Source organism: Pseudarthrobacter sp. NIBRBAC000502772, from assembly GCF_006517235.1.
Lineage (GTDB): Bacteria > Actinomycetota > Actinomycetes > Actinomycetales > Micrococcaceae > Arthrobacter.
In genome coordinates this window covers 1,945,469-1,960,209 of the sequence record NZ_CP041188.1, presented here as the reverse complement: position 1 = coordinate 1,960,209, position 14,741 = coordinate 1,945,469, and the positions used below count along the sequence as shown (strand labels likewise).

At 67.2% G+C, this 14,741-nt stretch carries 13 protein-coding genes; 3 read left to right on the top strand and 10 right to left on the bottom strand.

Going from position 1 to position 14,741, the window contains the following annotated elements; genetic code table 11:
• Window positions 1-60: 60 nt before the first annotated feature.
• From hutI to tdh, 4 genes are all read right to left on the bottom strand, one after another.
• Window positions 61-1,272: an imidazolonepropionase gene (gene hutI, locus NIBR502772_RS09085; protein WP_141139948.1), complete on the bottom strand. Its 1,212-nt coding sequence runs from the start codon at window positions 1,270-1,272 to the stop codon at window positions 61-63.
• Window positions 1,273-1,284: 12 nt separating this feature from the next.
• Window positions 1,285-2,406 (bottom strand): FAD-binding oxidoreductase, encoded by a 1,122-nt coding sequence (locus NIBR502772_RS09080; protein ID WP_141139947.1) that lies wholly within the window; start codon window positions 2,404-2,406, stop codon window positions 1,285-1,287.
• 83 nt (window positions 2,407-2,489) lie between these two features.
• Window positions 2,490-3,686 (bottom strand): glycine C-acetyltransferase, encoded by a 1,197-nt coding sequence (locus NIBR502772_RS09075; RefSeq protein ID WP_141139946.1) that lies wholly within the window; start codon window positions 3,684-3,686, stop codon window positions 2,490-2,492.
• Between the two features lie 8 nt (window positions 3,687-3,694).
• Window positions 3,695-4,741 carry an L-threonine 3-dehydrogenase gene (tdh, locus tag NIBR502772_RS09070; RefSeq protein ID WP_141139945.1) on the bottom strand — a complete coding sequence of 349 codons (1,047 nt, stop codon included), beginning with the start codon at window positions 4,739-4,741 and terminating at the stop codon, window positions 3,695-3,697.
• Between the two features lie 136 nt (window positions 4,742-4,877).
• Here tdh and NIBR502772_RS09065 point away from each other — a divergent pair, with 136 nt between their 5' ends.
• Window positions 4,878-5,792: a LysR family transcriptional regulator gene (locus NIBR502772_RS09065; RefSeq protein WP_141139944.1), complete on the top strand. Its 915-nt coding sequence runs from the start codon at window positions 4,878-4,880 to the stop codon at window positions 5,790-5,792.
• Between the two features lie 58 nt (window positions 5,793-5,850).
• Here NIBR502772_RS09065 and NIBR502772_RS09060 read toward each other — a convergent pair whose 3' ends face one another.
• From NIBR502772_RS09060 to NIBR502772_RS09040, 5 genes are all read right to left on the bottom strand, one after another.
• Complete coding sequence (locus tag NIBR502772_RS09060; protein WP_141139943.1) at window positions 5,851-6,477, bottom strand: hypothetical protein; 627 nt, start codon at window positions 6,475-6,477, stop codon at window positions 5,851-5,853.
• Window positions 6,478-6,691: 214 nt separating this feature from the next.
• Window positions 6,692-8,200, bottom strand: a complete 1,509-nt coding sequence (gatB, locus tag NIBR502772_RS09055; protein WP_141139942.1) for an Asp-tRNA(Asn)/Glu-tRNA(Gln) amidotransferase subunit GatB — start codon at window positions 8,198-8,200, stop codon at window positions 6,692-6,694.
• The gene (gene gatA / locus NIBR502772_RS09050) at window positions 8,200-9,759 is read right to left on the bottom strand and encodes an Asp-tRNA(Asn)/Glu-tRNA(Gln) amidotransferase subunit GatA (RefSeq protein WP_141139941.1); all 1,560 of its coding nucleotides are present in this window, start codon (window positions 9,757-9,759) and stop codon (window positions 8,200-8,202) included. Before gatA ends, gatB begins: the two co-directional genes overlap by 1 nt.
• Window positions 9,760-9,761: 2 nt before the next feature.
• Window positions 9,762-10,058 (bottom strand): Asp-tRNA(Asn)/Glu-tRNA(Gln) amidotransferase subunit GatC, encoded by a 297-nt coding sequence (gene gatC, locus NIBR502772_RS09045; RefSeq protein WP_141139940.1) that lies wholly within the window; start codon window positions 10,056-10,058, stop codon window positions 9,762-9,764.
• A gap of 145 nt (window positions 10,059-10,203) precedes the next feature.
• A complete protein-coding gene (locus NIBR502772_RS09040; protein ID WP_141139939.1) occupies window positions 10,204-11,706 on the bottom strand; it encodes a CitMHS family transporter in 1,503 nt (500 codons plus the stop codon).
• A 163-nt stretch (window positions 11,707-11,869) separates the two neighbouring features.
• Between NIBR502772_RS09040 and NIBR502772_RS09035 the strand changes: the two genes are divergently transcribed.
• The gene (locus NIBR502772_RS09035; protein WP_210412413.1) at window positions 11,870-13,654 is read left to right on the top strand and encodes an ATP-binding protein; all 1,785 of its coding nucleotides are present in this window, start codon (window positions 11,870-11,872) and stop codon (window positions 13,652-13,654) included.
• Window positions 13,647-14,309 (top strand): response regulator, encoded by a 663-nt coding sequence (locus NIBR502772_RS09030; RefSeq protein ID WP_141139938.1) that lies wholly within the window; start codon window positions 13,647-13,649, stop codon window positions 14,307-14,309. Before NIBR502772_RS09035 ends, NIBR502772_RS09030 begins: the two co-directional genes overlap by 8 nt.
• A gap of 29 nt (window positions 14,310-14,338) precedes the next feature.
• Here NIBR502772_RS09030 and NIBR502772_RS09025 read toward each other — a convergent pair whose 3' ends face one another.
• Window positions 14,339-14,722: a RidA family protein gene (locus NIBR502772_RS09025; protein WP_141139937.1), complete on the bottom strand. Its 384-nt coding sequence runs from the start codon at window positions 14,720-14,722 to the stop codon at window positions 14,339-14,341.
• Window positions 14,723-14,741: the final 19 nt, after the last annotated feature.

Here is a 14,741-nt window from a genome sequence, read left to right as displayed (position 1 = left end):
ACGTTATCTGATCATAACAGGCACAAATGATCACCTCGCAATCACTAAGTGCGTCTGTACTTAGCGTGCCCGTACACCGGCCCGCCACACGGCGTACGTGAGCGGCATGCCCGGGCGGTAAGCGAGATGCGTTGCTGAGGGGGCGTTCAGCATGTGCAGGTCCGCACGATGCCCGACGGCGAGCGAACCCACCGCCCGTTCGCCGTCGGCGTCGTGCCCTGCCTCCCGGTGTAGCGCCAGCGCGCCGCCATACGTTGCGGCGCGCACCGCTTCATGGACGCTCAGGCGCATCTGCAGCACGGCCGTCGCCACGTTGAACGCCATGGAACTGGTGTAGGAGGTACCCGGATTGCAATTGGAAGCCAGCGCCACCTGCACGCCTGCGTCCAACAGTTCACGCCCCGGGGCCAGCGGCTGCCGGGTGGAGAGATCGCACGCGGGGAGGCACGTTGCCACGGTGCCGCGGGCACCAGTGCCGGTTCCCGGGTTCCAGCCCGACCAGCTTTCCGCCAGGACCGCCACATCACGGGCCGACAGGTAGTTCACGTGGTCCACGCTGGCTGCCCCGAGTTCCACCGCCAGCTGCACGCCGGGACCCTCGCCGAGCTGGTTCCCGTGGACGCGGATCCCCAGTCCGACGGCCCGGCACGCCTCCAGCACACGGCGGGACTGCTCCGCCGTGAAGGCGCCTTCCTCGCAGAAGACGTCCGCCCACCGGACGTACGGCCGGACGGCGTCAAGCATGGGCCCGCAGACGAGATCGGTGTAGGCCTCCGCATCGGTGCCCGCGGGGACAAGGTGGGCACCCAGGTAGGTGACCTCGTCCACGACAGTCGAGGCGATCCGGGCACTCCGGGCCTCGTGCTCAATATCCAGCCCGTAGCCCGTCTTGGTTTCGAGGTAGGTGGTGCCCTGCGACACGGCCTCGGACACACGTGCCATCGCCAGCCGGGTGAGGTCGAAATCGGACGCGCGCCGGGTGGCGTCCATGGTGACGGCGATGCCCCCGGCCGAATACGACTCCCCTGCCATCCGCGCCTCGAACTCCGCCGTGCGGTCGCCGGCGAAGACCAGGTGCGTGTGCGAATCCACCCAGCCCGGCAATACGGCCCGGCCGCCGGCGTCCACGGCGTCGTCGGCCGCCGGCGCATCCGCGGCGGAACCGACCCAGGCGATCCGTTCGCCCTCGATCACCACGGCGGCATTCTTCAGGACGCGGTGTTCCAGGTCCTGGGTCATCAGCTCGGCGATGTTGGTGATCAGGGTGCTCATGGGTTCCATTGTTCAGCGCCGGACGGACCAGCGTGTGGCGGCCAGCGCCTCCACTGTCCGGGATGCCGGATCGTGGGCCGGAGCGGCGGCCCGGTGCCCGGTGCCCTGTCCGGCCAGGATCTGCGCGGCGGCGAGCTCAGCCATGGCCGATGACGTCTGGAAACCGTAGCCTCCCTGACCGGCCAGCCAGTAGAACCCGGGTGCCTCGGCATCGAAACCGGCTACCGGGACGCCGTCGGCTGCCTCGGTCCGGAGCCCCGTCCACGCGGTTCGGACTCCACGGATTCCCAACGTAGTCAGCTCGTTCAGCTTCACGATCAGCCGCTCCACATCGCCGGGCCGCGGCCGGGCGTCCTCGGGTCCGCTGGGTACCGTTTCCGACGGCGAGATCAGCACCTCGGTGCCCTCCCGGCGGAAATAGAAGGTGTGGTCTGCTGCGGCCACCATGGGGCTCTGTTCGGGAAGGGGATGTTCGACGTCGACAATCGCCGCAGTGCGCCGGTACGGCTGCAGCCCGAGCTTCTCCACACCGCTGATCACGGCGATTTCATCAGCCCAGGCGCCGGCCGCATTGACCAGCACACCGGCTTCGAAAGCTTCCTGCCCGGCGCCGATCTCCCAGCCCGAGCCCAGCCGCTGCGCGGAATGCACACGGGCCCCGGTGATGATGTCGGCCCCGGCGGCCACCGCCCGCCGCCGATGGTCGGCCAGCAGCAACGGGGCGTTGCAGCCAAAGGATCCGGTGTCCAGGCCTGCTGCGGAGAAAGCCCCGGGAACCAACGCAGGGCACAGCTCCAGTGCCCGTTCATGCGTGATGGCATTCATGTGGCCGCTGGCTTCGGCGCGGACGGATTCCTCGGTGCCAATGAGCATAAAGCTCCGCGGTGTCAGGACAGGTTCGGGCAGTTGGGTGTCCCGGGCCGCGATCAGTTCCAGGGTCCGGACCGTGAGCTCCCTGACCGCGTCCGGGCCGTAGCTCGGAATGAGCTGGCGGGCAGAGCGGGAGGACGTGTGGTACCCCAGCTCCTGCTCCGCCTCGACCAGCGCCACGCTGCAGCTGCCCGCGAGCGCGGACGCCAGGGACAGGCCGGCGATGCCGCCTCCCACAATCAGGACGTCGTAGTGTGCTGCCATGGCTCCATCCTTGCAGAGTTGCCCTGCGGCCGCGCCGGTCCTGCTCTGTCAGGTTTTAGCCCGGCTGGGTTAACCCAGCCGGGCTAGCCTGCCACCGCCGCACGGCTGGCGACGAACGCACCCACGCACGCTTCGACGTCGTCCGCTGAGTGCGATGCTGACAGCTGCACGCGGATCCGGGCGGCGCCGCGCGGGACCACCGGGAAGCTGAAGGCGGTGACGAAGACGCCGTGCTGGAGCATCTGGTCCGCCACCTTGGCAGCCATGACGGCATCCCCGAACATCACGGGGACAATCGCGTGTTCGCCGTCCAGGAGTTCAAAGCCCTCCTCCGTCATCCGGCGGCGGAACAGGCTGGCATTCTCGAACAGCCGGGTGCGCAGGTCACCGGAATTCTCCACCAGGTCAAGGGCCCTGATGGTGGCGGCGACGATCGCGGGGGCCAGGGAATTGGAGAACAGGTACGGGCGCGCTTTCTGGCGGAGCATGGCCACCACTTCACGGCGCCCGGACACATAGCCGCCGGACGCGCCGCCCAGGGCCTTGCCGAACGTTCCGGTGTAGATGTCCACGCGCTGGGACACGCCTGCGTGCTCGGGGGTTCCGGCACCGGTGGCACCCATAAAGCCGACGGCGTGGGAATCGTCCACCATCACCAGGGCGTCGTGCTTCTCGGCGAGGTCGCAGATGGCCGCCAGCGGTGCCAGGTAGCCGTCCATGGAGAACACGCCGTCGGTGACGATGATCTTGCGCCGCGCATCCTTCGCTTCGACGAGCTTGGCCTCGAGCTCCGCCATGTCCTGGTTGGCGTAGCGGAACCGCTGGGCCTTGCAGAGCCGGATGCCGTCGATGATGGAGGCGTGGTTGAGGGCATCGGAGATGATGGCGTCCTCGGGGCCGAAGAGGGATTCGAAGACGCCGCCGTTGGCATCAAAGCAGCTGGAGAACAGGATGGTGTCCTCCGTGCCGAGGAACCTGGAGACCCTGGCTTCCAGTTCCAGGTGCAGGTCCTGGGTGCCGCAGATGAAGCGGACGCTGGCCATGCCGAAGCCCCGTGAGTCCATGGCCTCTTTGGCCGCGGCGATGATGTCCGGGTGGTCCGCGAGGCCCAGGTAGTTGTTGGCGCAGAAGTTCAGGACGGTGGCGCCGGGCTGGCCGATCTGCCCTGCCGTGATGTGGCTGGACTGCGGGGAGTTGATGCTGCGTTCGGTTTTGAAGAGCCCGGCGGCGCGGATGTCGTCCAGCTCAGCCTGCAGTTGGTCCTTGATGGAGGTGTACATGGTGCTCCTTAGAGTTCGGTCCAGTCGAGGACAACTTTTCCGCCGACGCCGGCGCGGGCGGTGGCGAAGCCTTTTTCCCATTCTGCGGCGGGCAGCTTGTCCGTCACTACCGCTGAGATGCCGGCGTGCAGCACGGGGTTGGAGGAGAGCATGGCGCTCATGGCGTACCACGTCTCATACATTTCGCGGCCGTAGATGCCCTTCAGCGTCAGCATGTGCGTGACCACCTTGCCCCAGTCGATGGTGATGTCCTGGCTGGGCAGGCCGAGCATGGCAATGCGGCCGCCGTGGTTCATGTTGTCGATCAGCTCAGGCAGGGCGGTGGGGTGGCCGGACATTTCCATGCCGATGTCGAAGCCCTCACGCATCCCGAGTTCACGCTGGGCATCCTTGACGCGCGTGGTGGAGACGTCGATGGCCAGGTCCACGCCGAGCTGGCGTGCCAGCTCGAGCCGCGGCTGGGAGACATCGGTGATGGCGATCTTGCGCGCCCCGGCGTGGCGGGCCACCGCGATGGCCATCAGCCCGATGGGTCCTGCCCCGGTGATCAGCACGTCCTCACCCACCAGCGGGAAGCTGAGGGCGGTGTGGACGGCGTTGCCGAACGGATCGAAAATCGCGCCGAGTTCCGGGGTGATGGAGGGGTCATGGTGGACCCAGACGTTGGTCTCGGGGATGACCACGTACTCGGCGAAGGCGCCGTCCCGCTGGACGCCGACGCTGACGGTGTGGATGCACATCTGGCGGCGGCCTGCGCGGCAGTTCCGGCAGATCCCGCAGACCACGTGGCCTTCGCCGGATACCCGGTCCCCCACCTTGACGTCGCGGACGCCGTCGCCGATTTCCACTACTTCACCGTAGAACTCATGGCCGGCGATGAGGGGTGCCTCGATCATGCCCTGTGCCCAGGCGTCCCAGGACTGGATGTGCAGGTCCGTGCCGCAGATCCCGGTGGTCATGACCCGGATCTTGACGTCGCTGGGGCCGGCCTCGGGCTCGGGCCGGTCAACCAGCTCGAACCCGGCGTGTGCACCGGACTTGTAGAGTGCCTTCATTGGCTTCCTGACTGTTGGCAGCGACCCGCGGGCCTGCGGGTGTGGTCTCCCTTTATTAGAGCCACTTCGAAGCATTAGCACAAGCAGAATTCTCTCAATCGACGATGAAGTGTTCACTAATGCATAGACTGGGCGGATGGAAATTCATCAGCTGGAAATCCTCCGCGAACTCGGAGCCCTGGGCAGCGTGAAGGCGGTGGCGGAGACGCTGATGGTCACGCCCTCCGCGGTGTCCCAGCAACTGGCACTGCTGCAGCGCAATGTTGAGGTTCCGCTGACCCGGAAGGAGGGCCGCAACCTGGTGCTGACCGAGGCCGGGCAGGTGCTCGCCGACGCGGGTGCCGCCGTCGTCAGTGCCATGGCGGACGCCCGGACAGCCATCGGCGCCTATCACGGCTCGCCGGTGGGCACCGTGACCATCAGCGGTTTCCACAGCGCGGGGCAGGCGCTGTTCGCGCCGCTCGCGCACATGCTGGACGCGCCCGGCCAGCCGCGGATCCAGCTTTCCGACGAGGACGTGGCGCAGCAGGACTTCCCGGCGCTGACGGCGCGGTACGACCTGGTGCTGGCGCACCGGATGGACCACAGCCCGCGCTGGCCGGAGGAGCGTGTTGCGGTGATTCCGCTGGCGCACGAACCGCTGGATGTTGCGTTGCCGGCTGACCATCGCCTGGCCCGTCAGGGCACGCTCACCGCGGCCGACGTCGTGGGCGAACCTTGGGTGACCAGCCACACCGGATACTCCCCCGCCGACGTCCTGTCCGCCGTCGCGGCCGTCTCCAGCAAGGAACTGAACATCGTCCACCGGATCAACGACTACTCCACCGTGGCCGCGCTGGTGGCGGCGGGCGGTGTGGTGGGCCTGCTGCCGCGGCATACGGCGCGGCCCGTGCTCAACCCGGGCATTGTGCTGCGGCCGCTGGAGGGCATCAGCACCCGGCGGCGGATCGACATCCTGGCCCGGCCGGAGAACCTGAAGCGCCGCTCGGTGATGGTTGTGTGCGAGGCGCTGCAGGCGATCATGACCGGGCTGGTGGAGCAGGGCGGCTAACCCCAACTGGGTCGCAGTAAACGTCGCCATTCCGCGTTTTGACGACGTTAACTGCCAGCTACTTGGGGGCCAGCCGCTTGGCGTGGCCGAGGCCCTTGCCGAGTCCGAGGCCGTGGCCCTTGCCCATGCCTTTCCCGAGACCCAGTCCCGGACCGGTGCCGGCGCCCTCCACGATCTGCCGGGCGGTGGCGTTGTCACCGTTCTTCACGCCGGAGACCCTGACGGCCTCACCCGTGGCGATTTCCGCGATGGTGACCTCTGACCGCTTCAGCCGTTTGCCGTCGTCGCCCGTTGCCGGCGAACCGTCCGCGGCCGGGGCAGGGAACTTGATGATCCTGGTCTCCGCGTTGACGGCGTAGGCCTGGGTGAAACCGTCCTCGCTCTTGACGGTGAGCGAGGTTTCGCTGACGGCCTCCACGGTGCCCTGCTGGGTCAGCACGGTTTCGAACGTCCCGTCCGCCTTCTTCACCACACTTTCACTGTGCAGGTGCTGCGGGCGCTGGGCCTTGGCCGGCTTCTCCTGGCCCTTAGCCTTGTCCGATTTCCCCGGCGCGGAGGCCGACGGTGACGGCGACGGCGTATCTGTGGCGGACCAGGCGATGGCGACACCCGTGCCGGTCAGCGCCAGAGCAATGACGCCCGCCAGCAGGGCCTTGCGGAATCTCAACGGTTCTTGGACCGACATGGCCATTCCTCCCACAGCACGGGCAGGGCTCCGGCGCCCTGGATCTTCAGTCTAGAACCGGCAGGCCCCGCTGAATACGCGTACTTTGCGGGCGGGAAGTGAGTACTTAAACCAAACTGGGTGGCAGTAGACGTCGTCATGAGCGCTCATAACGACGTTAACTGCGACCCAGTTGGGTTAAAACAGGTGGCTTAGCACCTGGCGTGGCCTACGCTCAGCCCTCAACTCCAAGCTTCGCGAGGATCAGCTCCTTGACGCGGCCGGCGTCGGCCTGCCCGCGGGTCGCCTTCATAACGCCGCCGACGATCGCGCCGATCGCCTGGAGTTTGCCGGCGCGGATCTTGTCCGCGACGTCGGGCTGCGCGGCGAGCGCGGCGTCGATGGCTTCCAGGAGGGGGCCGTCGTCGGAAACGACGGCGAGGCCGCGCTTCTCCACGATCTCCGCCGGGGTGCCTTCGCCCGCGAGCACGCCGTCCAGGACCTCGGTGGCCATCTTGTTGTTGATCTTGCCGTCCTCGACCATCCGGTTCAGCTCCACGATGGTGGCGGGCTGGACGCCCAGCTGGCCGGGGTCGACGTCGGCGTTCTTGGCACGGCCAACGATCTCGCCCATCCACCATTTGCGGGCCACCGTGGGGGTGGCGCCTGCGGCGATGGTTTCCTCGATCTCATCCATAACGCCTGCGTTGACGACGTCGCGGAATTCCAGGTCCGAGTAGCCCCAGTCCGACTGCAGCCGCTTGCGGCGGGCCGCCGGCGGCTCGGGCAGCGTGGCGCGGAGTTCCTCCACCCATTCGCGGGACGCAACGATCGGAACCAGGTCGGGCTCCGGGAAGTAGCGGTAGTCATCGGCGTCCGACTTGGGCCGGCCCGAGGTGGTGGTGCGCGTGTCCTCGTGCCAGTGGCGGGTTTCCTGGATGATCGGGTTGCCGGCATCCAGGACGGCTGCGTGCCGCTGGATCTCGTAGCGGACGGCGTGTTCGACGGCGCGCAGCGAGTTGACGTTCTTCGTTTCGGAGCGGATGCCGAAGCGTTCGCGGCCGTGCGGGCGCAGCGAAACGTTCGCGTCGCAGCGCACGTTGCCGCGTTCCATCTTCGCGTCCGATACACCAAGGTTCTTGACGATCTCCCGGACGGCGGCCACGTACGCCTTGGCCAGCTCGGGGGCGCGGGAACCGGCACCCTCGATGGGTTTGGTGACAATCTCCACGAGCGGAACGCCGGAGCGGTTGTAGTCCACCAGCGAGAAGTCGGCACCCTGGATGCGGCCGGTGGCCCCGCCCATGTGCGTCAGCTTTCCGGCGTCCTCTTCCATGTGGGCGCGCTCGATCTCCACGCGGAAGATGGTCCCGTCCGACAGTTCGATGTCCAGGTAGCCGTCGTACGCGATGGGGTCCTCGTACTGTGACGTCTGGAAGTTTTTGGGAGTGTCCGGATAGAAGTACTGCTTCCGGGCGAACGTGCAGGATTCAGCGATCTTGCAGTTCAGGGCAAGGCCGATCTTGATCGAGGACTCGATCGCGACCCTGTTCACGACCGGCAGCACACCGGGCATGCCCAGGTCCACCTCGTTGACGTTGGTGTTCGGCTCGTCGCCGAAGACGTTGGGCGCGGAGGAGAACATCTTGGACTTGGTGTTGAGCTCCACGTGGACCTCAAAACCCAGGACGGGATCGTATTTCTCCATGGCCTCTTCGAAGCTCAGGGTTGCGTCCGTGCTCATTATTTTGCCTCCTTGGCGTCAACAAGGGTCTCAACCAACGGCGGCGCCTGGTCCAGGAGCGGGCCGCCCCACTGTGCCTCCAGGAGGGATTCCAGGACAGCACCCACCCGGTAGAGCCGGGCATCCTCGCGGGCCGGAGCCAGCAGCTGGATGCCGACGGGAAGGCCGTCTTCGTCAGCCAGGCCGCCGGGCAGGGTAAGTCCGGGCACGCCGGCCAGGTTGGCGGGGATGGTGGCGACGTCGTTGAGGTACATCGCCAGCGGATCATTCAGTTTCTCCCCGAGCTTGAACGCCGTGGTGGGCGCCGTGGGAGAGATCAGGACGTCGGCCTGCGCGAACGCGGCCTCGAAGTCGCGCTGGACCAGGGTGCGGACCTTCTGGGCCGAACCGTAGTACGCGTCGTAGTAGCCGGCGCTCAGGGCATAAGTGCCCAGGATGATGCGGCGCTTGACCTCGGCGCCGAAGCCGGCGGCGCGGGTGGCACCCATCACGCGTTCGATGGTCATGGGTCCGTCCTCGGGGAGGACACGCAGGCCGTACCGGACGCCGTCGAACTTTGCCAGGTTGGAGGAGGCCTCCGACGGCATGATCAGGTAGTAGGCGCCGAGGGCGTACTGGAAGTTGGGGCAGGAGACCTCGACGATTTCCGCACCGGCCTGCTTGAGCAGTTCCAGGGATTCGTTGAAGCGGTTTTCGACGCCGGCCTGATAGCCCTCGCCGTGGAGTTCCTTGATGATGCCGATCCGCATGCCTTCGACGTTGCCCACGCGGGCGGCAGCGACGAGGTCTGCCAGGGGGTCGGGCAGGGACGTGGAGTCAAAGGGGTCATGCCCGCCGATGACCTGGTGCAGCAGCGCCGAGTCCAGGACGGTGCGGGAAACCGGGCCGATCTGGTCCAGCGAGGAAGCCATCGCGATGGCACCGTAGCGGGAAACGCCGCCGTAGGTGGGCTTGACTCCCACGGTGCCGGTGACGGCGCCGGGCTGGCGGATGGATCCGCCGGTGTCCGTGCCGAGCGCCAGCGGGGCCTCAAACGCAGCAACGGCCGCAGCCGAGCCGCCGCCGGAACCGCCGGGGATCCGGTCCAGGTCCCACGGGTTGCGGGTGGGACCGTACGCGGAGTGCTCGGTGGAGGAACCCATGGCGAATTCGTCCAGGTTGGTTTTGCCCAGGATGGGCATTTTGGCGGCGCGGAGGCGCTTGACCACCGTGGCGTCGTAGGGGCTGTGCCAGCCCTCGAGGATCTTGGAGCCCGCAGTGGTGGGCTGGCCGATGGTGACGATGAGGTCCTTGACGGCGATCGGCACGCCGGCGAGGACGTGGAGTTCCTCGGCCGCGGCACCGCCGGCGGCACGGATGGCGTCCACCTCGGCAGCGACGGCGAGCGCTTCTGCCGTGTTCACGTGCAGGAACGCGTTCACGCCGCGTTCGCCGCCGTCGACAGCTGCGATGCGGTCGAGGTACGCCTGGGTGACCTCGACGGAGGTGACCTCGCGGGCGGCCAGCTTGGCGGCCAGCTGCGCGGCCGAGAGGCGGATGAGTTCGTTGGTGTCAGTCATGGTTATGCCTCATCCAGGATTGCCGGGACCTTGAAACGGTTCTCATCGGAATCCGGAGCTCCCGAGAGTGCCTGCTCCGCGGTGAAGGTGTGGCCCACAACGTCCTCGCGGAACACGTTGGTCAGCGGGATCGGATGGGAGGTTGCCGGGACGTCATCACCGGCGGCTTCACTCACGGACTTCACTGATTCAACGATGACGGCGAGTTCGCCGGCCATCCTGTCCAGCTCTTCAGCACTCATCTCGATGTGAGCGAGCTGCGCGAGGTGCGCAACATCGTCACGGTTGATCGCAGCCATGGATCTCCCCTGCAGGTTCGGATTGTTTTCCGAACCAGTCTAGTGGGGAAACGTCAGTGCCCGTCTGACGACCCCCAGCGGGCGTCAGACGGGCACCTCGGTGCCGTGGTCCCGGTCACGGGGACCGGCCACAGGCAGCTACAGACTAACCGATCCCGATGGCTCCCGTCAGCATCCCCACACCCAACATGACGAGCGAAACCACCGCGGTGCGCCATAGGACCTTTTTGTGGTGGTCGCCGAGGTCCACCTTGGCCAGCGAAACCAGCAGGAGGATGGCCGGAACCAGCGGGCTCTGCAGGTGGAACGGCTGTCCGGTGATGGAGGCACGCGCCATCTCCGCGGCGCTGATTCCGTAGTGTGCGGCGGTCTCGCTGAGCACCGGCAGGACGCCGAAGTAGAAGGCGTCGTTGCTCATGAAGAACGTCATGGGGATGCTGAGGACGCCGGTGATGACGGCCATGAACGGGCCCATGCTGGAGGGGATGATCTGGACCAGCCACGCGGACATGGCCTCGACCATGCCGGTGCCCTTCAGGACGCCGGTGAGGACAGCCGCGGCCATCACCATGCTGACCACGGCCACGATGGACGGTGCGTGGGCGATCAGCTGCTCGCCTTGTTCCTTGACCTTCGGGAAGTTCACCAGCAGTGCGATGGCGGAGCCCACCATGAAGACAAACGGCAGTGGCACGATGTTGGCCACGAGCACCACCATGACGGCGACCGTCAGTCCGAAGTTGAACCAGAACAGCTTGGGGCGCAGCGTCCTGCGGTTCGGGTCCAGCGCGGTATCGGCCATGGCGGAATCCCTTTCATCCACCAGAGTTTCGGTGCGTTCCAGGACAGCAACTGAAGAACCTTCCGGAGTGTAGCCGCCGACGGCGGGACTTCCGGTTCCGGGGGAACGCGACCCACTGCGGCCGGTACCGGCGGAGGCAGCGGCGGTGCCGCCGTCGGAAGCGCCGCCGTCGAACTTTTCAGCAGTGAATGGTTCTACCGTGTCCGGAGTTCCCCAGATTTCCGGTGCAGTGGCGCGGAGGCGGTTGCGTTCCTGCAGGCCCAGGAGCCAGGCGAAGCCAAAGACCACTACCAGGCCGGCGATGAGGGACGGGATCATCGGGACAAAAACGTCGTTGACGTCCAGGTGGAGCGCGGTGGCGGCGCGGGCAGTGGGACCGCCCCACGGCAGGATGTTCATGGTGCCGTTGGCCAGGCCGGCCACGCAGGTGAGGACAACGGGGCTCATCTTCAGGCGCAGGTACACCGGCAGCATGGCAGCGGTGGTGAGGATGAAGGTCGTGGAGCCGTCGCCGTCCAGTGAGACTGCGGCCGCCAGGATCGCGGTGCCGAGCACCACCTTGGCGGGGTCATTGCCGAGCTTGCGGAGGATGAACTTCACCAGGGAGTCGAACAGCCCGACGTCGATCATCAGGCCGAAGTAGATGATGGCGAACATCAGGAGTGCCGCCGTGGACGTCATGGACTTCATTGACTCCAGGACCATGTCCCCGATGCCCAGTCCGGCACCTGCGATCAGGCCAAAAACGGTGGGGACGATGATCAGCGCCAGTACTGGCGTCAACTTCTTTGTCATGATCAGCACCATGAATACCGCGATCATTGCGAATCCAAGTAATACCAGCACGGCCGGCTCCTTCATGTGAACAACGCCACCGCAGTGTGACGCGTGCTACAGACATTAGGGTGGCGGACGTCACGGCAGTGCCTTTGGCTCAATTGATTGGCATACTGCTTGTTCGGAGCATTTTGCGCATTGTGCTCACACCAGGCCCGAAGAAGGGAGGACCATGCCGCGTTCGCCACGCACACCGCCGTTGCGGTTCTCCACGCAGACGCTCTTCCTCCAGCTGGGCGTGGTCCTGCTGGTGGTGCTCCTCAGCGCCGCCGTCCACGCCTGGCTGACCTACGACCGCGTGGGCCGCGAGGCAGAAAACCAGGCCCTGACGCTGGCCCGCGCCGTCGCCGCGGATCCTTCAGTGCAGGCCAATGTTCTGGCCATCAGCGAGGGCGCGGGCACTCCCCCGCCCGCTGTGCTCCGCGCCGGACCGCTGATGGCTGCCGCCGAGGCGGTCCGGACCCGGACCGGGGCACTGTTTGTGGTGATCACCGACGAAACCGGCCTGCGCCTGGCACACCCGGACCCGGACCGGCTGGGCGAGAAAGTCAGCACCGATCCGTCCGAGGCCCTCGCCGGTCAGGAGGTCACCACGCGGAACACCGGGACACTGGGGCCCTCTGCCGGCGCGAAGGTCCCCGTTTACGCGCCCGGCACCGGAACCGGCACCGGCGGTGGGACTGTTGTGGGCGAGGTCAGCGTTGGATACTCCATGGAGAGCGTGGGCCAAAGCGTTGCGCGCGACATCGGCCCGGTGGGGCTGACCGCCGCAGGTGCGCTGTTGGCAGGGGTGCTGGCCTCGTTCCTGCTGCGGCGCCGGCTCCAGCGACTGACGCTTGGCCTGGAGCCTGAGGAAATCAGCACGCTGGTGCACGACCAGGTGGCTGTGCTGCAGGGCGTGGACGACGGCGTCATCGGCGTTTCGGCCGACGGCAGGATCAGCGTGTTCAACGCAGCCGCGCAGCGCCTTCTGGAGCAGCCGGACCTTTCCGGGACGCCGTGGGCCGACGCTCCTGTGCCCGAGCAGCTCAGGACGCTGACGCGGCCGGACGCTGCGGAGGCGGACGCCATCGAACTCGTAGCCGGCGGCAGTGTCCTGGTGGCCAGCGCGCGCAAGGCCCTGCATCGAAGCGAGGACCTGGGCTGGGTGGTGATGCTCCGGGACCGCACCGAACTCCAGCAGCTCACCCGGCAGCTCGACGCCGTGGGCACCATGTCCGCGGCCCTGCGCGCCCAGCGCCACGAATTCGCCAACCAGCTGCACACCATCGCCGGCCTGATGAGCATCGGGCAGCACCAACAGGCCCGCAGTTACCTGGCCGGGCTGGCCGCCACGGGGCCGCTGAAGTTCCCGGTGGACCAGGCGGAACTGTTGCAGGACCCGTACCTGCAGGCCTTTGTGGGTGCCAAGGGCGTGGAGGCCGATGAGCGCGGCGTCACGCTGCGGATCGGGCCCGAAACCCTGGTCCGCGGCCAGGTCACCGAGCCGCAGGACGTGACCACCGTACTGGGCAACCTGATCGACAACGCGGTGAACGCCGCCGTCGCCGGCTCCTCCCCGGATCGCTGGGTGGAGCTGGAGGTGCTGGATGAACCGCACGACGACGGCGGGACGCTGCACATCGTCGTCGCCGATTCCGGCGACGGGCTGGCCGCCGGGACGAATGCGGAAGCGGTCTTCGCCGAGGGATTTACGACGGCGGCTGGCCCAGTAGTGCCGGCTCCGGCGGCTGCCGGTGGACGGAGTGGCGGCAAGAGTGGCGGACAGGGGTTGGGCCTGGCCCTGGCCCGGAAGCTGGCCCGGCGCCGCGGCGGGGACGTCCGCTTGCTGGAGCCGGGGACACCGGGCGGACCCGGCGCTGTGTTTATGGCTTCCCTTCCACGCACAACGGCCGGGACCACCGCCGGGACACTTGCGGGGACCCAGGATTTAGCTGGAAAGGACAATGATGCCTGAGGATTTCAGGGTGCTGATTGTGGACGACGATTTCCACGTGGCCAAGCTGCACGCGACGTATGTGGATTCGGTGGCGGGATTCCTGGCGCTGGCGCCGGTGGGGTCGGCATCCCTGGCGCTGCAGGCGATCCACAGCCTCCGCCCGGACCTGGTGTTGCTGGATGTCTACCTGCCGGACGCCTCAGGTCTCGACCTGCTGCAGCAGCTGGATGTGGACACCATGATCCTCAGTGCCGCATCGGACGCCGAGTCGCTGCGGAAAGCGTTCCGCCGCGGCGCCCTCGGGTACCTGTTGAAGCCCTTTACCGCCGAGTCGCTCTCGCAGCAGCTACGTTCGTATGCCCGGTACCGCAGGCTGCTGGGCCAGCCCGGGGCCCTGGACCAGGGCTCCGTGGAGCGGGCCAAACGGGCGCTTATCCCCGGGGACGTGACGCCGGCGGCCAAACCCCGCTCCGCCACCGAGGCCGCGGTGCTGGAATCGCTGGTTGCCGGCGAACAGTATTCGGCGGTGGAAGTGGCCACCCGAGTGGGGGTTTCCCGGGCCACGGCGCAACGGTACCTGTCATCGCTGGCCGACGACGGCGCCGTCGACATCCAACTGCGCTACGGAACCACCGGACGCCCGGAACACCGCTACAGCCTCCCGCCGGCCTGAGGCCCCATCCCTTGAGCGCGGGAGGGGTGCTAGCTGGCGCTCCGCTGTGCCACGAGCTCGATTTCGACGAGCATCTTCGGGTCAAGGAACGGCAGGACATGCACGAGGGACAGCGTGGGGCGGATCTCGCCGAAGACTTCGCCGTGGGCGCGGCCGGCCTCTTCCCATTTGCTGATGTCCGTCAGGTACAGCTTGGACTGGACCACGTCTTCGAAGCTGAAGCCGGCATCGGCCAGGACCACGCCGAGCTTCTGCAGGATGTACTGGGTCTGCGTGTAGAAGTCCTCGCCCACGATGCCGTCCTCGCCGCTGGCGGCCGTGGCGGAGATGTAGAGCGTGTTGTCCACCTGGACGGCGCGGGAGTAGCCGAGGGTCTGCTCCCAGACGGAGCCGGTGCCGAATGTTTTGCGCATGGTGGGCCTTTCAGTGCCG